This window comes from Variovorax sp. GW821-FHT10B04, from assembly GCF_059415645.1.
Map to the genome: position 1 here is coordinate 467,276 of NZ_JBWKNQ010000001.1, position 19,122 is coordinate 486,397.

19 protein-coding genes are annotated in these 19,122 nt (G+C 66.1%); 11 read left to right on the top strand and 8 right to left on the bottom strand.

Going from position 1 to position 19,122, the window contains the following annotated elements; all coding sequences use genetic code 11:
• Nucleotides 1-117: 117 nt before the first annotated feature.
• Nucleotides 118-951 (top strand): AraC family transcriptional regulator, encoded by an 834-nt coding sequence (locus AC07PZ_RS02255; RefSeq protein WP_495293376.1) that lies wholly within the window; start codon nucleotides 118-120, stop codon nucleotides 949-951.
• A gap of 615 nt (nucleotides 952-1,566) precedes the next feature.
• Here the strand turns inward: AC07PZ_RS02255 and AC07PZ_RS02260 are convergent.
• The 6 genes from AC07PZ_RS02260 to AC07PZ_RS02285 form a co-directional block, all read right to left on the bottom strand.
• Nucleotides 1,567-2,487, bottom strand: coding sequence for a hydroxymethylglutaryl-CoA lyase (locus AC07PZ_RS02260; protein WP_495293377.1), 921 nt, complete (start codon nucleotides 2,485-2,487; stop codon nucleotides 1,567-1,569).
• 78 nt (nucleotides 2,488-2,565) lie between these two features.
• Nucleotides 2,566-3,573: a Bug family tripartite tricarboxylate transporter substrate binding protein gene (locus AC07PZ_RS02265; protein ID WP_495293378.1), complete on the bottom strand. Its 1,008-nt coding sequence runs from the start codon at nucleotides 3,571-3,573 to the stop codon at nucleotides 2,566-2,568.
• Nucleotides 3,522-4,961 (bottom strand): MmgE/PrpD family protein, encoded by a 1,440-nt coding sequence (locus AC07PZ_RS02270; protein WP_495293379.1) that lies wholly within the window; start codon nucleotides 4,959-4,961, stop codon nucleotides 3,522-3,524. Before AC07PZ_RS02270 ends, AC07PZ_RS02265 begins: the two co-directional genes overlap by 52 nt.
• Nucleotides 4,962-4,996: 35 nt before the next feature.
• Nucleotides 4,997-6,157: an acyl-CoA dehydrogenase family protein gene (locus AC07PZ_RS02275; protein ID WP_495293380.1), complete on the bottom strand. Its 1,161-nt coding sequence runs from the start codon at nucleotides 6,155-6,157 to the stop codon at nucleotides 4,997-4,999.
• 56 nt (nucleotides 6,158-6,213) lie between these two features.
• The gene (locus tag AC07PZ_RS02280; protein ID WP_495293381.1) at nucleotides 6,214-7,410 is read right to left on the bottom strand and encodes a CaiB/BaiF CoA transferase family protein; all 1,197 of its coding nucleotides are present in this window, start codon (nucleotides 7,408-7,410) and stop codon (nucleotides 6,214-6,216) included.
• Between the two features lie 30 nt (nucleotides 7,411-7,440).
• On the bottom strand, nucleotides 7,441-8,238 hold the full coding sequence (locus AC07PZ_RS02285; protein WP_495293382.1) for an enoyl-CoA hydratase/isomerase family protein: 798 nt from the start codon (nucleotides 8,236-8,238) through the stop codon (nucleotides 7,441-7,443).
• A gap of 399 nt (nucleotides 8,239-8,637) precedes the next feature.
• On the opposite strand from AC07PZ_RS02285, the gene AC07PZ_RS02290 reads away from it, so the two are divergent.
• Nucleotides 8,638-9,393: a GntR family transcriptional regulator gene (locus AC07PZ_RS02290; protein WP_495293383.1), complete on the top strand. Its 756-nt coding sequence runs from the start codon at nucleotides 8,638-8,640 to the stop codon at nucleotides 9,391-9,393.
• Between the two features lie 41 nt (nucleotides 9,394-9,434).
• On the opposite strand, the gene AC07PZ_RS02295 is transcribed toward AC07PZ_RS02290, so the two are convergent.
• Both AC07PZ_RS02295 and AC07PZ_RS02300 read right to left on the bottom strand, forming a co-directional pair.
• The gene (locus AC07PZ_RS02295; RefSeq protein WP_495293384.1) at nucleotides 9,435-10,349 is read right to left on the bottom strand and encodes a LysR family transcriptional regulator; all 915 of its coding nucleotides are present in this window, start codon (nucleotides 10,347-10,349) and stop codon (nucleotides 9,435-9,437) included.
• A 240-nt stretch (nucleotides 10,350-10,589) separates the two neighbouring features.
• A complete protein-coding gene (locus AC07PZ_RS02300; RefSeq protein WP_495293385.1) occupies nucleotides 10,590-10,736 on the bottom strand; it encodes a hypothetical protein in 147 nt (48 codons plus the stop codon).
• On the opposite strand from AC07PZ_RS02300, the gene AC07PZ_RS02305 reads away from it, so the two are divergent.
• The 9 genes from AC07PZ_RS02305 to AC07PZ_RS02345 all read left to right on the top strand — a co-directional run bounded on the left by AC07PZ_RS02305 (nucleotide 10,729) and on the right by AC07PZ_RS02345 (nucleotide 19,107).
• Complete coding sequence (locus AC07PZ_RS02305; protein WP_495293386.1) at nucleotides 10,729-11,259, top strand: amino acid synthesis family protein; 531 nt, start codon at nucleotides 10,729-10,731, stop codon at nucleotides 11,257-11,259. The two genes, AC07PZ_RS02300 and AC07PZ_RS02305, sit on opposite strands and share 8 nt — an antisense overlap.
• A 13-nt stretch (nucleotides 11,260-11,272) precedes the next feature.
• A complete protein-coding gene (locus tag AC07PZ_RS02310) occupies nucleotides 11,273-12,031 on the top strand; it encodes a GntR family transcriptional regulator (RefSeq protein WP_495293387.1) in 759 nt (252 codons plus the stop codon).
• Nucleotides 12,032-12,140: 109 nt separating this feature from the next.
• A complete protein-coding gene (locus tag AC07PZ_RS02315) occupies nucleotides 12,141-13,367 on the top strand; it encodes an amino acid ABC transporter substrate-binding protein (RefSeq protein WP_495293388.1) in 1,227 nt (408 codons plus the stop codon).
• Nucleotides 13,368-13,381: 14 nt separating this feature from the next.
• Nucleotides 13,382-14,257, top strand: a complete 876-nt coding sequence (locus AC07PZ_RS02320; protein ID WP_495293389.1) for a branched-chain amino acid ABC transporter permease — start codon at nucleotides 13,382-13,384, stop codon at nucleotides 14,255-14,257.
• A 4-nt stretch (nucleotides 14,258-14,261) separates the two neighbouring features.
• Entirely contained in the window at nucleotides 14,262-15,227 is a 966-nt protein-coding gene (locus AC07PZ_RS02325) for a branched-chain amino acid ABC transporter permease (RefSeq protein WP_495293390.1), read from the top strand.
• Complete coding sequence (locus tag AC07PZ_RS02330; RefSeq protein WP_495293391.1) at nucleotides 15,224-15,961, top strand: ABC transporter ATP-binding protein; 738 nt, start codon at nucleotides 15,224-15,226, stop codon at nucleotides 15,959-15,961. Before AC07PZ_RS02325 ends, AC07PZ_RS02330 begins: the two co-directional genes overlap by 4 nt.
• Nucleotides 15,958-16,698, top strand: a complete 741-nt coding sequence (locus AC07PZ_RS02335; RefSeq protein WP_495293392.1) for an ABC transporter ATP-binding protein — start codon at nucleotides 15,958-15,960, stop codon at nucleotides 16,696-16,698. The genes AC07PZ_RS02330 and AC07PZ_RS02335 overlap by 4 nt, the downstream gene beginning before the upstream one ends.
• 48 nt (nucleotides 16,699-16,746) lie before the next feature.
• Nucleotides 16,747-18,141: an amidase gene (locus AC07PZ_RS02340; RefSeq protein ID WP_495293393.1), complete on the top strand. Its 1,395-nt coding sequence runs from the start codon at nucleotides 16,747-16,749 to the stop codon at nucleotides 18,139-18,141.
• An 18-nt stretch (nucleotides 18,142-18,159) separates the two neighbouring features.
• A complete protein-coding gene (locus AC07PZ_RS02345; RefSeq protein WP_495293394.1) occupies nucleotides 18,160-19,107 on the top strand; it encodes a polysaccharide deacetylase family protein in 948 nt (315 codons plus the stop codon).
• The last annotated feature ends 15 nt before the right edge of the window (nucleotides 19,108-19,122 follow it).

The following is a 19,122-nucleotide window of genomic DNA, read 5'->3' on the forward strand; positions in this document are numbered from 1 at the left end:
TCGATTTCGCTATAAGAGTGGAACGTCTGCGTGCGTCTTTGCACGGCAGACAAACTTTCTCACTGCGAGCCCAGATCGCGGTAGCTCGGTACTGCAAATAAGTAGCGAATTTGAGCCATGGATAGCAAGCCTCATCTGTTTCCAACCATCCTCGAGTACAGGGAGGCCCTCAACGTGCTCGGAGAAAGACGGGGCGGACATCGGGTGCTCGCAATCTCCGCCGCCAAGATGCCGTCGTTCTCCGGCAAAACTGCCAAATACGAGGGACGGTGGCATGCGCACCATAGAGGTCAACTGATGTGCATTGCAGACGGCTTGCTGCAGGTGCGCACGGACCGCGGTGCCTGGGCTGTTCCGCCAAGGCGAGCGGCCTGGATGCCCCCGGGTGAGCGGCATGCCGTCAACAGCAACGCCGTCACACACAGCTGGAACCTTTACCTGTCGCCAGCAGCAAGCAAGGTCCTGCCAGCCAAACCTTGCGTGATCGAGATCAATGATCTCGTGGAGTGCATCGTGGCCCGCGTCGTCGATTGGACCTCGCTCCAGAAACTGAATGCCGAACAGAGTCGATTGATGGCAGTGCTCATCGATGAGCTTGCGGTTGCACCTCACGATCGCATGCGCTTGCCCATGCCGCGCGACCGCCGACTGTTTCGGATCGCTTCGGCGATCCTCGAAAACCCAGCCGACCCGCGCACTCGAGAGGCATGGGCTTCATGGGCCGGTCTGTCTGCGAGAACGCTGAGTCGGCTTTTCCAGCAAGAGGTGCAGATCAGCTTCGCCCATTGGAAAGAACAGGCGGTGCTCATGGCAGCGATGGAGCAATTGGCGCTCGGTTCCAGCGTGGGCACCGTCGCGGATTCCCTGGGCTATTCCACCTCGAGCAGCTTCATTGCAATGTTTCGAAGGCACTTCGGCGTTTCACCCCTTCGATACATGAAGGCTCAATAAGCGAGATCCTTCAAACCATTGGAAGATTGGTCACCGGAAACTGGCCAACCCTCCGCCGCCCGTGCGTCAGCTGCCATGGAACGGCTGGGCATAAACGGAAGGTTGGTGGCCCGGAGGGCCGGCGCTCCAGGCAGGCGCGAGCCCGGAACGGCAAACTTGCGGTCATCGAAACGACGTCGTGGTTCATCGAGAACTGCCCCGCTGGGCTCCTCTCGAAAACGGACGCGTTGGATGACGGTAACGCCTACGGCAGCGCACCTTTCGGTGGCCAGTCTGGCAACTGTGGGTTTGCGTGGTCAAGGCCACTGCCCTGCCCTGAGTTCATCGTCCTGTGAGCTGCGGCGTGCGGGCGCCACGGGCGCAAAGAGAAGCGTTGTCCCGCCGACTACCCAGCATTCATGCGGGTTTCAAGGCCAAGGCAGTTGCTTCCAGCATCCAATCGATCAAAAAGCCTGGCGGAATTGCACGCAGGAAGCGGATCGGCGAAAAGAGCGGTTGAGTGCGGCCACCGGACGGAGCCACGTCAACAGTCCGTCGTCCTCGTCGGCGCGGGTCGGTCTCCGCTGCATGAGGCGTCGCGTCGCCGAGCCGCGTCTGGGGCGCCATCGAATGGTGTCAAGCCGACTTGGCCAGCTGCGCGGTCGCCACGCGCGAGCCTGTCTTGCGGCCCAGCGCCTCGCTGATGTACACGCCCGCGTCGATCAGCAGGTCGAGATCGATGCCGGTCTCGATGCCCATGCCGTGCAGCATGTAGACCACGTCTTCGGTCGCCACGTTGCCGGTCGCGCCCTTCGCATACGGGCAGCCGCCCAGGCCGGCCGACGAGGTGTCGAACTGCCACACGCCCAGCTCCAGGCTCGCCAGCGTGTTGCCGAGCGCCTGGCCATAGGTGTCGTGGAAGTGGCCCGAGATGTCGTCGATGCCGAAATGCTTCAACGTCGCATCGATCGCGCGCTGCACCTTGACGGGCGTACCGGTGCCGATGGTGTCGGCCACGCCGACGTGCTGCACGCCGATGCCCTTCATCAGGCCGGCCAGCATCTCGACGCGTGACGGGTCGATGTCGCCCTCGTACGGGCAGCCGAGTGCGCAGGACATCCCGCCACGCACATGGATGCCCCGCTCGCGCGCCGCGGCGACCACTGGCGCGAAACGCTCGATGCTCTCGGCGATCGAGCAGTTGATGTTCTTCTGGCTGAAGGCCTCGCTCGCGGCGCCGAACACCACGATCTCGTCGGGCCACTCCGCGCGCGGTGCGGCGATGGCCGCCTCGAAGCCCTTCATGTTGGGCGTGAGCACCGAATAGCGCACGCCGGGCTTGCGGTGGATGCCGCGCATCACCTCGGCGTTGTCGGCCATCTGCGGTACCCATTTCGGGCTCACGAAGCTCGTGACCTCGATCTCCTTCAGGCCAGCGTCCTGCAGGCGGTGCACGAGGCCGATCTTGATCTCGGCGGAGACCGGTTGCTTTTCGTTCTGCAGGCCATCGCGCGGGCCGACATCGACCAGTTTGACCTGGCTGGGAAAATGAATCATTCGGGAACCTCGGTCATATGGGATGCGGCGCATTGCCCAGACTGCGACGCCTGAGCAACGGCCTCCGACATCGGATGTCTACTCGGCGACCATGCCCTGCTCACGCGTGAGATCGCGATAGCTCGTCCATGAGCGGTCGATGAAAGCCCGCAGGTCGGTGCCCGTCAGGGGCGCCTCATCCTCGGCCAATACGAGCAATGCGCTTTTCAGGCGCGGTGACTCCCGGTAGGCGTCCTGCACAAGCGAAGCGATCTGCGCAACGACCTGATCAGGTGTGTGCGCCGGCAGGAAGAGCACGTTGCTCTCGATCAGATTTTCGAAGGCCGGTCCGTGGAACCCGGCCTCGGTCCATGTGGGGACATCCGGCATGCGAGGCGAGCGCTTTGGCGTGAACACCAGAAAGGGTCTGACAGTGCCTTTCTGAATACCTGCACCGATGCCGGCCAGGGAACCGGCACCGATATCGACCTGACCTGCGAACAGGTCCATCAACATCGCCCCCGTGCCTTTGTAGTTCACCACGTTGAACTGCGCGCCGGTTTGCTTGGACAGCTGGGCCAGCATCAGTTGCCAGCCCGATCCGATGGCATAGTTGCCCACGTTGACGGGCTTCTTGCGCGCATAGGAGATCAGCTGCTCCAGCGTTTGCGCGGGGAAGTCCTTGTGCATGACGGCCGTCACGGGCCCGACGCCGATCGAAGCGACCGGCAACAGATCCTTGTCGGGATCGATCGACGGCTTCTTGAGCAACACGGGCGCCTGGGCGAGCTGGCTGTTGAGTGCAATCAACAGCGTATGCCCATCCGCCGGCGAGCGCGCCACCAGATCGGCAGCGATCATGCTCACCCCACCCGGCCGGTTCTCCACCACGACAGGCACGCCGAGCTTGCGATTGAAATGATCCGCCAGCGCACGCGCGGTCACATCGTTGGACGAGCCGGGTGCCTGCGCCGCAACGATGCGAATGGGCTTGTTGGGCCAGGCCGCACCGTGCGCGCCCAACGCGTAGAGGCTTGCCGCGGCGCCGGCGGCCCTCAGGATGCTCCGCCTGCTGTCAAAGAAGGCGGGGCCTTTGCGATCGAACATGGTTTGTCTCCTTCGTTTTGGGAATCACACTGCAACGTGCGTTGCAACAACGCCTCGCGCATCGGCAGCAACGCCGATACCGGCATGTGGAGAGGTCCGTCGAGAAGGGGGAGGATCTGCTCGATGGACATGGACCCGCCATGTGCCAGGCAATCCTCTGCCTTCCCGATCTGCTGGACCCGGCTCATGGGATCGGACAGCGAGCCAGGCGCCCAGTCGACGGTGATCGCGTCATGCCAGTCGGCACCGCGCACGGCCACCTGAACAGGCGCCGTGTCCAGAGACTCCGACGACGCGCTGCGCTCGCGCAAAGTCACCCGCTGCATGCAGGCGTGCAGCATCGGGCGCTGGACGGCTTCGTCCGAGAAAGTCCCCAGCCCGACGGCACCGTCCAGCCAGGCTGCAGCTGCGCAGTACGTCCCGCTGAACTTGCCCTGCAGACCTGTTCGAGGCCGCGGGTATTTCAATGCGGCGAGCCCGTTGTGTGCGACTTCGATGTCGATGTCCACCGGTTGCCTGGCAGCCGCCTGCGGCTGCCGGGCTCGTATCGCCAGAATGCCGGCGATCAGGCGATGGGACAGGTAGCAGCTTGGGTAGCGCTTCAACTCGAAGCCGGGCTGGACGATCGCCCATTCGGTGTCCGCGTGCCAGGCCAGTGCCGCGGCCGGCACTCCGCCGTTGAATGCAAGTCCAAAGCCGGCAGCCTCCCAGACGTCATCGCTGGCCCCGATGCCCGCGCGCGCGAACGATGCGGCGCGCAAGCCGGCCGCAGCGGCCATCCCCACATGCAGCGGCTTGACGTCGGTACCGAAATTGGCACGCAGTCCCGCTGCGCTGCTCGCGGCGATCGACAGCGCCGCATGAGCCTGGGCGTGCGGCAGCTGCATCGCATGCGCGACGGCGGCCGCACTGCCCACCGTGCCAAGCGTGCCGGTCGCGTGGAAGCCCAGCGCGTAGTGGCGAAAGCCAAGCCACGCTCCGAGACGCAACATGGTTTCCGTGCCGACCAGGTAGGCAGACAGCAGATCGTTCAACGTCATCGCAGGTCGTTCTCGCGCCAACAGGGGCAGACCACCGAGCAAGGCAGAGACGATCGGCGCGCTGGGATGACAGGTGGCCAGCATGCAGACGTCGTCGTAGTCGAGCGCATGCGAAGCGGTGCCCAGCACCAGCGCGGCATCGGCGGGAGAAGGCGCGACGCCTGCGAGTGACATGCACGCCCGCGCCGATGCGCGGCTGCAGTTCTCCGTGATCCCGGCGGCCATCACCGCGAGCGTGTCGAACCAGCTTCGGCGCGCCGCATCGTCGGCCGCTGCTGGCAGCGGCCGGCGTGCGCGTGCCGCGCACGCGCTCCAGGCGGCGAGGAATGTCGGGGATTGATCGTTCATGGCTCTACCCAGGATCCGCCTTCTGCGCGCCTGACTCAGTACGAGCGCGGCATCTGGAGGAGGTGTTGCGCCACGTAGGCGAGCACCAGGTTGTTGGAGATCGGTGCCGTGCGAAAGAGACGGGTCTCCTTCCACTTGCGCTCGATGTCGTACTCGGTCGCAACACCAAAGCCCCCGAAGGTCGTCATGGCCGCCTCGGCGGCCTCCCACGATGCCTCGCTGCACAAGTACTTGGCCATGTTGGCCTCGCCACCGCAAGGTCGGCCGGCATCGAACAGGCTCGCGGCCTGGTTGCGCATGAGCTCGGCGGCGCTCAGGTTCATGTGCGCCTTCGCGATCGGGAAGGCCACGCCCTGGTTCGCGCCGATCGGCTTGTCGAACACGACGCGCTCTCCGGCATAGGTGCGCGCCTTCTCGATGAACCATTTGCCGTCGCCGATGCATTCGCTCGCCACGAGGAGACGTTCGGCATTGAGCGAGCTCAAGAGATAGCTGAACCCCTTGCCTTCCTCGCCCACGCGCCATTCGTCGCCGACCTCCAGGTTCTCGATGAAGACCTCGTTGGTATGGTGATTCAGCATGGTGTCGATGGTGCGAGGCTGGAGTGCCTTGCCCGCCTGCTTGATGTCCACCAGGAACAGGCTGAGCCCGTCCGTCTTCTTCGCGACGTCTTCGTACGGCGTGGTGCGCGCAAGCAGCAGATACATGTCGGACTGTCGGAAACGCGACGTCCAGATCTTCTGGCCGTTGATCATGTAGCCGCCAGGCACCTTCCTGGCGAAGGTCTTGATGCGCAGGGTGTTGGAGCCGGCGGTGGGCTCGGTCACGCCGAAGGCCTGCAGGCGAAGTTCGCCCGCAGCAATGCGCGGCAGTATGGCGTCCTTCTGCTGCGGTGTGCCGTGCTGCAGCACAGCCGCCATCGTGTACATCTGTGCGTGGCAACTGGCCGCATTGCCGCCCGAGGCATTGATCTGCTGCAGGATCATGCATGCGTCGAGCAGGCCCAGACCCGAACCGCCGTAGGCCTCCGGGATCAGCGCGGCGAGCCAGCCCGCCTCGGTCATCGCCTGGACGAAGGCATCGGGATAGGCCAGCTCGGCATCGCACCGGCGCCAGTAGTCTGCGGGAAATCGCTCGCAGAGGCCCCGCACGGCTTCGGCGATTTCCTGTTGGGTGGGTGAGTAGGAAAAGTCCATGGAGTGATTCGCAGAGATCGAAGGATCGAAGATGGTTGAAAGGAAAAAAGGGCTGCTCAGACCTGGACGGCGCCTCGTGCCGTCAAGTCGGAGATCTCGCCGGGCTGCAGCCCGGCCTCGCGCAGGATGGCTTCCGTGTCCTGCCCGACGCGAACGCTCAGGCGGGCGTCGAAAGGCCGTTCGCCATCCAGCCGGATCGGTGTGCCAACCGCTTGCACACGGTCCAACCCCGGCGCGGCGATCGGGTGATGCAGTGCGAGCGCGCCCACCTGGGCGTCACTGAGCAGTTGCGCCATGTCGTTGACCGCACTCACCGGAACGCCTGCAGCGCGCAGCCTCTCCACCACGGTCTGCGTGGACAGCGTGCGCGTGAGCGACGCAATCGCCTCATGCAGATCCTCGCGATGCAGGACCCGATCGGCGTTGCGCACGAAGCGCGGGTCCCGCGCGAGCGCCGGCTGGCCCAGCGCGAGAGTCAGCTTCTGGAACATCCGGTCCGCACCGCAGCCGATGAAGACGTGCGAATCGGCTGTCCCGAACACCTCGTAAGGAGTCAGCATTGCCGTGGCCGAACCCATGCGCCGCGGCAGCTTGCCGCTGGCGCTGAAGTTCGCGATCGGATTGGTCATCCATGCGAGCCCCGTCTCCAGCAGGGAGGTGTCGACCCTCGCGCCCTCGCCCGTATCCTTGCGCTGCGTGACCGCCGCCAAGATGCCGATGACCGACCAGAGACCCGCGCCCATGTCGACCATCGAGACCCCGACGCGCGCAGGCGGCTGCATGTCGTGTCCGTTGACTGACATGATGCCCGCATAGGCCTGGATCAACGGGTCGTAGCCAGGCAGCGTGGCCATCGGCCCGATGTTGCCGAATGCGCTCAGCGCGCAGTAGACAAGCCCAGGGCAATGCACCTTCAGATCGTCATAGCCCAGTCCGCGCTGCTCGGCGCTTCCCGGCTTGAGCGAGTGGATCACGATGTCGTTGGCGCGCAGCATCCGGCGCAGCAGTGCCTGCCCGTCCACATGGTTCAGATCGAGTGCGAGGCTGCGCTTGCCTCGATTGAGCGTGGCATACGTCGGCGACATGCCCTCGCCGATCTGAGGTGCCCAGTGCCGGGTGTCGTCGCCCGAGCCGGGGCGCTCGATCTTGATCACCTCGGCGCCGAGGTCTGCGAGTATCTGGGTGCAGTAAGGGCCTGCAACGTTCTGGGTCAGGTCGATGACCCGCTGTTGCGCAAGTGGTTTGATTTTCATTCTGCGTGGTTCTCAGGGAAAGCAAGAGCGTCAACGGCCCAGGAACTCGGGCTTGCGCTTCTCGTTGAAGGCGCGCACGCCTTCCCTGCGGTCGTGGGTGTCGACGAGCCGGTTGTAGGCTTCGATCTCGAAGCGATATCCCGTCAGCAGATCCATCTGCAGACCGTAGTGGATGGACTTCTTCGCCTGGCGCAGCGACAGGGGCGCGTTGTCGGCGATGGCGCTGGCCGTTGCGAGCGCCTCGACCGTGAGCGCGTCGCCATCGCAGGCCCGGTTGAACACGCCCCATTCCACGCCGTCGTCTGCGGAGAAAGGCCGCCCCGTGAGGATCAGCTCCTTGGCGCGGCGCTCGCCGACCGCACGTGCGAGGTTCTGTGTGCCGCAGCCACCAGGCATGATCCCCAGCTGCACCTCCGACAAGCCAAAGCGTGCGCCGCGCGCCGCGTAGACGAAATCGCAGCAGAGTGCCATCTCGAGTCCGCCGCCGATGGCGTGGCCGTTGAGGGCGGCAATGATGGGCGTGGGACATTCCATCATCGCGAAGAAAGCCCGCTCGAACAGCTCATGCTGCGCCTGCCAGGCTTGCTGCGTCATGTCGTTGCGTTCCTTGAGGTCCCCTCCAGAACAGAATGCCTTGCTGCCAGCGCCGCTGAGGAGCACACACCGGACCGGACCGGGGTCGGCGGTGATGCGGCCGAACAGATCCAGCAGGTCGCGTCCCATCTGTGTGTTCAACGCATTCATCGCCGCCACGCGATTGAGCGTGACATGCAGCACATGCGCACCTGGGGTCTGCGTCAACAGGGTGTCGTAGGCCGGCAGGTTCATGACGCAAGGCTCCGGCCGGAGGACACACCCCGTCGCCGCGCCGGCAGGCCGTGACCGACAGAGTCAGCCGCACGAGTTACCGGTGGCGATGCCCGCCATGCGCTCGCCGTGTCCCTGCCAAACGTCGGAGGGCGATAGCCATCCTGCGCGATGTGAATCGATTCGTCGGTCATCAATGGAAATGTCTCTTTATCAACGTGGACCTGTCCGGCGGACGTTGGCCGTTGCCGGGCAGCGCACAGACCGCCTTCAGAGGCAGCCTGTCTGCACAGGCATACAAGATAACAGGCGAAACCATGAAAGTACAGAGGGGGTTCACCGAAAGGGTCGACGGCGGACCGTGGTGGGCCAAGCGCTTAGCATTCAGGCGTCGAACCGCACTGGATGCGGAGCCTCTGAATGGAAAAACCGTTGATTCCCCAAACCAAACATGGACTGATCGCCGCTGCGTTGACCAGCGAAATCGAGACAGGCCGGTACAAGACCGGCGATCTGCTGCCGTCCGAGCCGGAGCTCAGCCAGCGGTTTGGCGTGAGCCGCCACACGGTGCGTGCGGCATTGCGCTCGCTGAATGAGCTGGGACTGGTGTCCAGCCAGAAAGGCGTCGGGAGCCACGTCCGGGAAGCACAGCTGGCGTCCCGCTACAGCCATGGGTTCAGTTCGGCCGAAGATCTGCTCCAGTACGCGACCAGCACGCGTGTCCGTGTCGTCGGCGAGAAGGAGGAAGTAGCCATCGACGCGGCCACGGCGGCGCAGTTCGGCTGCAAACCCAGGGAACACTGGTGGCGCCTGCGCACGGTGCGCAAGGAATCGGCTGGCAATTCCGTCGTGGCCTACTCCGAGATCCATGTGCCTCTCGCTTTCGGCGCGGTATTGAACGAGCCCCTTGCCCGGCAACCCATCTTTGCGCAGATCGCCGAGCGCTTCGGGCAGACCATCACGGAGATCCAGCAGGAAATCACCTGTATCGCCGCGATGACCGATCTGGAGGCGACCCATCTGCAGGTGCCGCTTCGATCCCCTGGCATGCAGATCACGCGTCGCTATATCGGCAACGACGCCAAGGTGATCGAAGTGGCCCGGTCACTGCATCCCTGCGAGCTCTTCAAGTATTCGATGCACGTGCAGCTTCAGCAGGGAGAGCGTGCAAGATAGGTCACGCTGCTCTTGCGCCAGCCTATCGACGAACTCGGCCTTCAGTGCTCCGGCAGGCCTTCGCGGCCGTCATCGCTACGGAACAGCGCCTTCGCCAGTTCCGCTGCCCGCGATTGCAGTGGTGTGCGGTTCTGCTCGGGCGACGTTGCCAGCGCCAGCTGGATCTGGATCCCCGGCGACACGATCCGCTGCACCGACAAACCCATGCGATGGTTGATGCCCGTCACCGCGAGACCGGTGGCCACGGTATGACCCAGACCCTCGGCAGCCAGTTCGAAGATGGCGTCCAGCACATCGACTTCGGTGCGGATGTCCAGCGTGACGCCTGAACGCACGGCCTCGCGCTCGACCGCGCGGCGCACGGCATAGGGCCGCGACGGCAACAGCAAGGGCGTGCGCCAGACTTCCGCCATGGTCACGACGGCCGGGTCCGCCCCGACCGCGGCGGCGCCGACGAGGTACAGCGGCTGCTGGCGCAAGACCGTGATCTCCTGGTCCATCGAGGGTATGGGATCGTGCGCGACGATGAAGTCGAGCCGAGCGGCACGCAGCTGATCACTCAGCGCGAGCGACAGCTGATTGGAGATGGTGAGCGTCGCATCGGGCAGCTCGCGCCTGAACCGCCGCACGTACTCCGCGATCAGCTTGCGGCCGATGCTCGGTGTCAGTCCGCAGGCCACGTGTCCCGTGAAGCGGCGGTCCTGCCCTTGAAGGGTCCTGACCGCCGCGTTCGCCGCGTCGAGGACGCTGTAGGCGTGCTCCAGGAACCGCGCGCCGATGACTGTCAATTCGACGCCGCGACCGTTGCGGTGCAAGAGGCTGGCCTTCAGTGCGAGCTCGAGCGCACGCACCTGGCGGCTCAAGGTCGGCTGCGCAACGTCGAGCACGTCCGACGCCTTGGCGAAACTGCCCAGCTCGGCCACCTGCACGAAGTAGCGAAGCTGCTTCAGGTCCAAGTCCATCGACGGCAAGTTGCCTGCCATACGCCGCCTTTCATTTTCTGCATTTCTGAAACTGCAACTTCATCATTCCCCTGCACCGGGTGCCTCCCTAGCATCGAAGTCCACCTTCACCCGCTTCGAAAGGGCTCCCTATGCTCGCACGATTGCCGACACGCGCCGACCCTCTGCCCACTGCCGCGTGCATCGCCCTGCCCCGTCCGGCCAGCGCCTCCCTTGACCTGGCGGTCGCCCAGGTCACGCCTGACGCACCCGGCGCACGGCCCGGTCAGCAGCTGCGATTTCCCATGCCTTTTCCTCGATGACCGTCGCCAATGGGGAACGGGCGTGCCCGACGCCAGCACCGCGCGCCACCGAGAGCGCCTGGATCACGCCGATGCGCAAGACGGCACTCTACGTGGAGACGACCCGAACTGCGAGCGGCACCTCGCCCGACCACCTGGTGCGCCGCGGTTTCGCCGCGGCCGTGATATCCAACCCCTGCCTGCCCGGCAACGATCTGGTGCCGGCTGTCGAAGCGGGCGCCGAACTGGGCCATCTGCTCACGCAGCAGTTGCTTGCGGCGCTGGACTGGCACGCGGGAATGCCGCTCGCCTATGGCAAGGCGGCGATCGTCGGCGCGGCAGGCTCGACCGAGCATGCCGCCGCGGTGCTCCATCCACGCATGGGCAAGCCCCTTCGTGCCTTGATCGGACAGGGCAAGGCCATCATCCCGTCGACCGTCAGGCGCGCGGAACCGGGCGCACGCATCGACATACCGCTGCACAAGGCGGACGATGAATGGGACTTCGCGGCACTGGACTCGATCGAGGCGCACGTGCCCGATGCGCCGATGCCAGACGAACTGGTGATCCTCGTGGCGCTTGCGATCGGCGGGCGTCCCGGCGCCGTCATCGGTATGCCCTGATGCGGTGGCCGCCATGCACGACACCGACGAGGCGCCGCGCACCAAGCGCCAGCGGATTGCGGCAGCGCTCGCATGTGGCATCCAGGAAGGCATCTGGCCACCGGGCACCTGCCTGCCGACCGAGGCCAGACTCGTCGAAACCTACGGCGTCAGCCGGCAGACCGCCCGCCACGCCCTGTCGGATCTCGCGGCGAAGGGATTGATCCGCAGCGTGCAGGGCCTGGGCACGATCGTGCTGCGCCAGCAGCCGACGCCCGAGTACGCACAGACACTCGAGACCATCGGCGAACTGGTGCGCTATGCGCGCGAGACCTCCGAGAAGCTGATCGGCATCGAAGAACTCGCGCTCGACGCGACGCTGGCGCGCGAGATCGGCGTGACGCCCGGCCAGCGCTGGTGCCATGCGCAGACCTTGCGCACGGCGGCAGGCCATCGCGCGCCGATGGCGCTGAGCTCGATCTGGCTGCCCGCACGCCATCGCGCGTGCCTGAACGCCGCGCAGGCGAGCCGCATGCCGGTCTTCCTGGAGACGCAGCGCCTGACGGGCCGCATGGTGAGCAAGGTGCGCCAGTCCTTCAGCGCCACCATGCCGGACCGGGCGCAATGCAGATTGCTGCAATGCGGCGCCGGCGAGCCGCTGCTGCGGATCCGACGCTGGTATCTGCTGGCGGACGACGCGGTGGCCGAGATGACCGACACGGTGCATCCGCCGGGTCGCTTCGAGTTCTCGATGACGTTGCGCCATGCGACCGCGAGCGCCGGATTTGTCTGATGCACCACCGGACAACCGTCGCATTTCGGATGCAGCGAATTCATCGCCGCGAAACAGAATTTGCTCATGCGATTTTCCGTTGATCGACTCAATGATTGGAGTGGCAGTTATGCGCAGACGTGAATTGATGATGGGTGGGGTGGCTGGCCTGGCGGCACTGGGCAAGACATTGCCGGCCTGGTCCCAGGGCAGCAAGGAGCTCGTGCTGGCGGGCTCGCTTCCGCTGACCGGCGCAGCAGCCGAGACAGGTCTCAACGTGCACAGCGGCTACATCGCCGCGGCGAGCTTCATCAACGAGAAGCTCGGTGGCGCGGAGATCGATGGCGAGAAATACCAGATCAAGCTGCGGCTGAGCGATGACGCCAGCGATCCGGCGCGTGCCGTGTCCATCCTCCAGAAGGAGATAGACAACGGCACGAACCTGTTCCTGGGCTCGTTCGGAAGCAACATCCTGCTGCCCACGACCGCGCTCGTGGAGCGCGCCGGCAGGCTCATGGTGCAGGCGGGCGGCGGCGCCGACCAGATCTTCACGCAGGGCTTCAGGAACATCTTCGGCCTGTATCCGCGCTCGACCCGGCAGTTCGACACCATGGCGCGCTTTTTCACGAGCCTGAACCCCAAGCCCGCGACCGTGTCCTTCGTCTCGACCAACGACGGCTACGGCAAGTCGCAGATGGCCGGCGCCATCGCTTCCTGCGAACAGCAGGGCCTGCGCGCGATCGACAGATTCGTGCTGCCCGAGAAGCCGAACGATTTCTCCAGCGTGCTGACCGCCATGCGCAGCAAGACCCCTGACGTGCTGGTGACCACCCTGCACGACAACGAAGCCCTGCTACTCACGCGGCAGATGGTGGCCACGGGCACCAACGTGAAGACGATCTTCCACAACCTGGGGCCCCAGGCGGAGAACTTCCGCAAGGTGATGGGCAAGTACGCCGAGGGCCTCACCTTCGCGGTACCCTGGGTCGAGGACGCGCCGTTCAAGGACCGCTTCTTCGGTGACGCCAAGGGCTTCGCAGACTGGTACCGCGCGAAGATCAACCGTCCCGTCAGTTACCACAGCGCAGCGGCGGCGGCCTGCGTGGTGACTTATGTGCTGGCAATGCAGCAGGCCCGCTCCACCGGCGACGTGCCTGCGATCCGCAAGGCGCTCGCGACCACCGACTTCGAGACGCTGTACGGGCGGGTGCGCTTCACGCCCGACGGTGATGGCGATCCGCTGAGCCTCAAGGTGGGCCAGGTGCAGTCCGGGCGGGTCGCGTTGATCTATCCCGACAGCGTGCGCGTGGCGCCGGTGATCCACCCGCTGCCCGACTGGCAGAGCAAGACGGCCTGAGCGTGGACCGCACGATGCCGATCTTCCTCCAAACGCTGGTCGACGGACTGATGCTGGGCGGCGTGTTCGCGCTGTCTGCCGCGGGCTTCTCGCTGGTCTTCGGCGTGCTGCATGTGCTCAACCTCAGCCACGGCATGCTGGCCATCGTGGGAGCCTATGTCGCCTTCTCGCTGACGCAGGCGCTGCACATCGACCCGCTGCTGGCACTGCCGCTGGTGATGCTCGTGATGGCGGCCATCGGTTATGCGCTCCAGCGAATGCTCGTACAGCGCGTGCTCGATCCCACGGGCATGGGTTCCATGCTGTTGACACTGGGCGTGGCGATGATGGCGCAGAACGTGCTCACCTGGATCTATTCGCCCGACGTGCGTGCGCTCACGCCGGCCTGGTCTTTCGCGTCGGCGCAGTGGGGCGAATTGCGTTTCGATCTCGTGCGACTCGGCGCGCTGGGGGTGAGCCTGCTGCTGCTGGGCTGCCTGTCGATCCTGCTGCAGCGGACCACGGCGGGCCGCATGATCCGGGCGACCGCCCAGCAAGGGCTGGCGGCGCAGCTGTGCGGCGTCGACGTGCGCCACATCTACGCGCTGGCCTTCGCCATCGCATCGGCCTTCGCCGGCGCAGCCGGCGTGGTGATCGGGCTGATCCTGCCATTCACGCCGTCGTCGGACGCGACATGGACGCTCAACGCGTTCATGGTCGTCACGCTCGGCGGTGTCGCAGGTCCCTCGGGCGCGCTCGTTGGCGGCCTTCTTCTTGGCGTGATCTACACGATGGCCGGACAGTTTGTCGGGCCCGCGTATGCCAACGCCGTCATGTTCCTCGTACTGGTCGGCACGCTCGTGCTGCGTCCCCATGGCATCCTCGGTCATTCATTCAAAGCCTCGCGCTGAAGCGGTGGACGGCGCGTCCCGCGCGTCGCGCCTCGTGCCGCTGGCTTGCGCCGCCGCGCTGCTGCTCGCAGCGGCGAGTGCGGGGCTGATGTCGGCGTTCTCGCTGCGCATCGGCCAGTTGATGTTCTTCTTCGCAGGACTGGCGCTCGCCTGGAACCTCATGGGCGGGCTGGCGGGCTACCGCAGCTTCGGACATGCGGCGTTCGTCGGCATGGGTGGCTTTGCCGCCGGCCTGGCGGAAGCGCGTTTTCCCGATGCGGGTCCGCTGACGCGCTTCGCCATCGGCGGCGGTGCGGCCGTGGCGTGGTGCGCCTTCAGTGCGGCCCTGCTCGCCTACCCCGTGCTGCGGCTGCGCGGCTCGTACTTCGCGATTGCCATGCTGGCCCTGTCGCACGTGGCCTCCGAGCTCACGACGAACATCGACGCCCTCGGCGGCGCGGCCGGATTGATGTTCGCAACGATCGTGCCTGCCGGTGTGGATGCCAACGTGTTCTTCTACGAGCTCTTCATCGCCGCCGTCGCGCTCATCCTGTTCCTGTCGTGGCGCGTGCGCCACAGCCGCTTCGGCTACGGTCTGCTGAGCATCCGCGAAGACGAAGACACGGCGCGCATGCTGGGCGTGCCCACGGAGCGCTACAAGGCGTCGGTGTTCGTGCTCAGTGCGGTGCTCACGGGACTGCTCGGCGCGGCCTATGCGCATTCGCTGGGCTTCGTGACGGCGGCCTCGCTGTATCGCGATGAACTCAGCCTCAACATCGTGGTCTTCGCCATGCTCGGCGGCATCGGCACGCTGCTCGGACCGATCGTGGGCGCGGTGCTTCTCACCCTGCTGGTGTACGTGTTCCTGAGCGACTACCCGGATGTGCAGCTGTTCGTCACGGGGTTGGTGCTGGTGTCGCTCGTGCTGCTGGCACCCGATGGGCTGCTCGGGCTGCTGCGCCGCCGGCTGCGCAAGGGGGCCGCATCTTGAGCGCGCCACCGATCCTCAGCGTCCAGGGGCTGGTGAAGCGCTTTCGTGGACTGGTGGCGACCGACGACGTCCACTTCGACGTTGCCGCGCACAGCATCACCAGCATCATCGGCCCCAACGGCGCGGGCAAGTCGACGCTGTTCAACCTGCTCACCGGCTACTTCCCGCCCGACCGGGGCGAGGTGCGATTCATGGGCAAGCGCATCGACGGGTTGCCCACGCATCGCATCGCGGCACTCGGCATGGCCCGCGCGTTCCAGATCGCGCGGCCGTTCCGCGAGCTGTCGGTGCTGGAGAACGTCCGCGTCGGCGCGCTGTTCGGGCGCAGCGGCGCGCGGGACGTCGAACAGGTCACGCACCATGCGCTGCGCCTGAGCGGGCTCGATCCCGTCGCAGGGCGCCGAGCCGGCGAGCTGACCGTGGGACAGCTGCGTCGACTGGAGATCGGCCGTGCCATTGCCACGCGCGCCAGCCTGCTGCTGGCGGACGAACCGTGCGCGGGATTGAACCCGACCGAGACGGCAGAGCTCATCGACGTGCTGCGCACGATTCGAACCGAAGGTGTGACCGTGCTGCTGGTCGAGCACGACATGCCGTCGGTCATGGCGGTGTCCGACCACATCGTGGTGCTGGAGGCCGGACGCAAGATCGCCGAGGGGCCACCCGAGCGCATTGCGAACGACCCGCGCGTGATCGAAGCCTATCTGGGCAGCGACGAGGAGCTGACGGCATGAACACCCTTTCGAATGCACAGACCAGCGACGCATCGCTCGTGGTCGACAGCATCGCCTATGCCTACGACGGCTCCTGGGCCGTGCGCGACGTGTCGCTGCGCGTCGGCCCGGGCGAGGTGGTCGCGTTGCTGGGCGCCAATGGCGCGGGCAAGACGACCACGGTCAAGATGATTGCCGGTGTGCTGAAACCCCGCACCGGCACGATCCGGTTCGCGGCGCGCACGCTGAACGGCGCGCCCAGCCACGCAGTGGTGCGCCAGGGGGTGACCCTGGTGCCCGAGGGGCGCCTGGTCTTCCCCCAGATGAGCGTGCTCGACAACCTGCGCATGGGCGCCTGCATGCAGCCCGACAAGGCCCGCATCGCGGGGCTGCTCGACGAGATGTGGGAGACATTCCCCCGCCTGGCGCAGCGGAGGAACCAGTTGGCGGGCCTCATGAGCGGCGGCGAACAGCAGATGCTGGCCATCGCACGGGGCCTCATGGCACAGCCGAAGCTGCTGATCCTCGATGAACCTTCGCTCGGCCTGATGCCGTCGGCCGTGCAGGAGATGTTCGCGCTGATCCAGCGGCTGCATCTGCGCGGACTCGGCGTGCTGCTGGTCGAGCAGAACCTCCGGCAGGCGTTGCGGATTTCGCACCGCGGCTATGTGCTGGAAAAGGGCGCGACGGTCCTGGAGGGCACGGGGCGCGAGCTGCTGGACAACCCCTTCGTGCAGCGCGCCTTCCTCGGTCACTGACGGCCTGTCCCCTACCCACTTTTCATCCCCCATCCAGGAGGCGCCACCGTGCAGCCCTACGATCCCGCTTCATTCAAACACCTGACCTTCCACGACGCCGTCCCCGCCTTCCTCGACGGCACCGACTCGCCGACGGCCTACCTCGAGCGCTGCCTCGCCACGATCGACAGGCGCGAGCCCTCGGTACAGGCATGGCAGGCCATGCGGGTCGATGACGCACGCAACGAGGCCAAGGCGGCGTCGCTGCGCTACAAGGCGGGCAAACCGCTCTCGCCGATCGACGGCATGCCCATCGGCATCAAGGACCTGATCCAGACGCGAGACCTGCCCACCGGCGAGGGCATCCGGAACAACGAAGGAGCGTCGACAGGCGTGGATTCGGCCAGTGCGCAGGCGTTGCGCGCGGCAGGCGCCATCCTGCTCGGCAAGCTGGTGACAACGGAGCTCGGCGGAGGCGAACCCAGCAAGACACGCAACCCCTTCGATGCGACACGCACGCCCGGCGGCTCGTCGAGCGGCTCGGCCGCGGCCATCGGGGCATGCATGCTGCCGGCGGCCATCGGCACACAGGTCGGCGGCTCGATCATCCGGCCGGCCGGGTACTGCGCCAACTTCGCGGCCAAACCGACGTTCGGCGCACTGAACCGTGGCGAGCGTCAGAACTCCAGCCAGGCCTGCCTGGGCGTGCACGCCGGCAGCCTGCGCGACATGTGGAGCGTCATGCACGAGATCGCCCGGCGGGTGGGCGGAGACCCGGGCCACGCCGGACTGTTCGGCCCTGCAGCCGCACCACTCGGCACCCGGCCGACGCGGCTGATCGTGATGGAGTGCACGGGCTGGAGAGTCACCGACGACCGGACCCGGCGCGCCTTCGACGACATCGTGGCGCAGCTGCGCGCGCACGGCGTGAGCGTGCAACGCCGCGGCGACCATCCCTACATCGACGCGTTCGAGGAGAGCCTCGAGAAGGCGAGCGAGTTCACGGGCGTGATCCTCGCCTACGAAAGTCGCTGGTACAACGAAAACCTCGCACGCGGGCCGGCGACGCTCGCCGCCAGCACGTTTTCGTCACTCGAGAAGGCCCGCACGCTCACACTCGACGACTACCGCCATGCGCTCGCTCAGCGGCGTACCGCACAGGCGTGCTTCGCGCGCCTTGCACCGCTGGCCGACGCCTTGATCAGCCCGACATCCCCAGGTCCGGCGCCTGCGCTCGACGCCGCGAAGCCCGAGCCCGGCGCGCCGATCTATGTCGCGACCGGCAATCCCGTCTTCAACCTGCCGACGTCGCTGCTGCTCGCGCCTGCCGTCGCGCTGCCGCTGATGAGCGTGGCCGGGCTGCCTGTCGGCGTCCAGGTCCTGGGACAGCCGCACGACGACTACCGCCTGGCCGACCACGCCCAGTGGATGACCGACAACCTGCACGCCGCGAACGTGGCGTGATCCCAAAGGAACATTCTGATGACAGTCGATTTCACTTCTCTGAGACGCAAGGATCAGCATGCCGAACAGCCGGACTCGACCCAGGAGTCCATGCAGGCCGAGCTGTCGGCCCTGCAGCAGGCCGCAAGCATCGAATCGGGCCGCTACGAATTCATTGACGACTTCCGGTGGCCCGAGGGCGTGCGCGTGGCCGTCAACTTCACGGCCGACTACGACGCGATGCTGCTGCGGCGGGTGTTCGACGAACCCGCCCTGCAGCTGGCGAAGGGCGAGTTCGGCGGCCGGGTCGGGGCATTGCGCCTGGTGCAGCTGTTCGACAAGCACGACGTGAAGGCGACCTTCTTCGTGCCGGGGCGAATCTGCGAGCTCTACCCCGAGAGCCTGCGCGCGATGGTGGCCAGCGGCCACGAACTGGCCGACCACATGTGGGAACACCAGACGCCGGCAGAGCACCGGTTCCAGGTCGACCATGTCGAGAAGACGGCGCAGGCGCTGTCCCGGTTCACGGGACACCGGCCGCGCGGCACCCGCAGCTTCTACCCGCACGCCGTGCTGCGCCAGGCCGGCCATGTCTACAACAGCCACGGCTCCGCGAGCCTCATGCCTCACTACACGGCCGATGCGCAAGGCGAGCATGCGATGGTCGAGTTGCCCTTCCACTTCGCGATCGACGATGCGCAGTTCTTCACCTTCGGCTGGATCGGCAGCGCACCCGACGCGCAGCACCTGTCGGACCCGCAGCGCGTGCTGGAGATGTGGTGGGACGCGTTCATGTGCCAGTACGAGCGCGGCGGCTACCTGAACATCTGCCTGCACCCCTACGTGTCGGGCCGAGCGATGCGCATCGCGATGCTCGACGAACTCATCGCCCGCATGAAGAAGCTCGACGGCGTGTGGTTCCCGACCTGCGAGACCGTCGCGCGCCATTGCCTGGACCAGTTCCCCCCGCGCAAGCTGCGCACCTGACTCAAGAAAGCATCC

Coding starts and splice junctions, on each gene's coding strand:
- AC07PZ_RS02320 (WP_495293389.1), top strand. CDS start 13,382: ATGCCGATCTTCCTCCAAACGCTGGTCGACGGACTGATGCTGGGCGGC.
- AC07PZ_RS02290 (WP_495293383.1), top strand. CDS start 8,638: ATGGAAAAACCGTTGATTCCCCAAACCAAACATGGACTGATCGCCGCT.
- AC07PZ_RS02285 (WP_495293382.1), bottom strand. CDS start 8,238: ATGAACCTGCCGGCCTACGACACCCTGTTGACGCAGACCCCAGGTGCG.
- AC07PZ_RS02315 (WP_495293388.1), top strand. CDS start 12,141: ATGCGCAGACGTGAATTGATGATGGGTGGGGTGGCTGGCCTGGCGGCA.
- AC07PZ_RS02265 (WP_495293378.1), bottom strand. CDS start 3,573: ATGTTCGATCGCAAAGGCCCCGCCTTCTTTGACAGCAGGCGGAGCATC.
- AC07PZ_RS02270 (WP_495293379.1), bottom strand. CDS start 4,961: ATGAACGATCAATCCCCGACATTCCTCGCCGCCTGGAGCGCGTGCGCG.
- AC07PZ_RS02345 (WP_495293394.1), top strand. CDS start 18,160: ATGACAGTCGATTTCACTTCTCTGAGACGCAAGGATCAGCATGCCGAA.
- AC07PZ_RS02255 (WP_495293376.1), top strand. CDS start 118: ATGGATAGCAAGCCTCATCTGTTTCCAACCATCCTCGAGTACAGGGAG.
- AC07PZ_RS02275 (WP_495293380.1), bottom strand. CDS start 6,157: ATGGACTTTTCCTACTCACCCACCCAACAGGAAATCGCCGAAGCCGTG.
- AC07PZ_RS02335 (WP_495293392.1), top strand. CDS start 15,958: ATGAACACCCTTTCGAATGCACAGACCAGCGACGCATCGCTCGTGGTC.
- AC07PZ_RS02310 (WP_495293387.1), top strand. CDS start 11,273: ATGCACGACACCGACGAGGCGCCGCGCACCAAGCGCCAGCGGATTGCG.
- AC07PZ_RS02280 (WP_495293381.1), bottom strand. CDS start 7,410: ATGAAAATCAAACCACTTGCGCAACAGCGGGTCATCGACCTGACCCAG.
- AC07PZ_RS02305 (WP_495293386.1), top strand. CDS start 10,729: ATGCGCAAGACGGCACTCTACGTGGAGACGACCCGAACTGCGAGCGGC.
- AC07PZ_RS02260 (WP_495293377.1), bottom strand. CDS start 2,487: ATGATTCATTTTCCCAGCCAGGTCAAACTGGTCGATGTCGGCCCGCGC.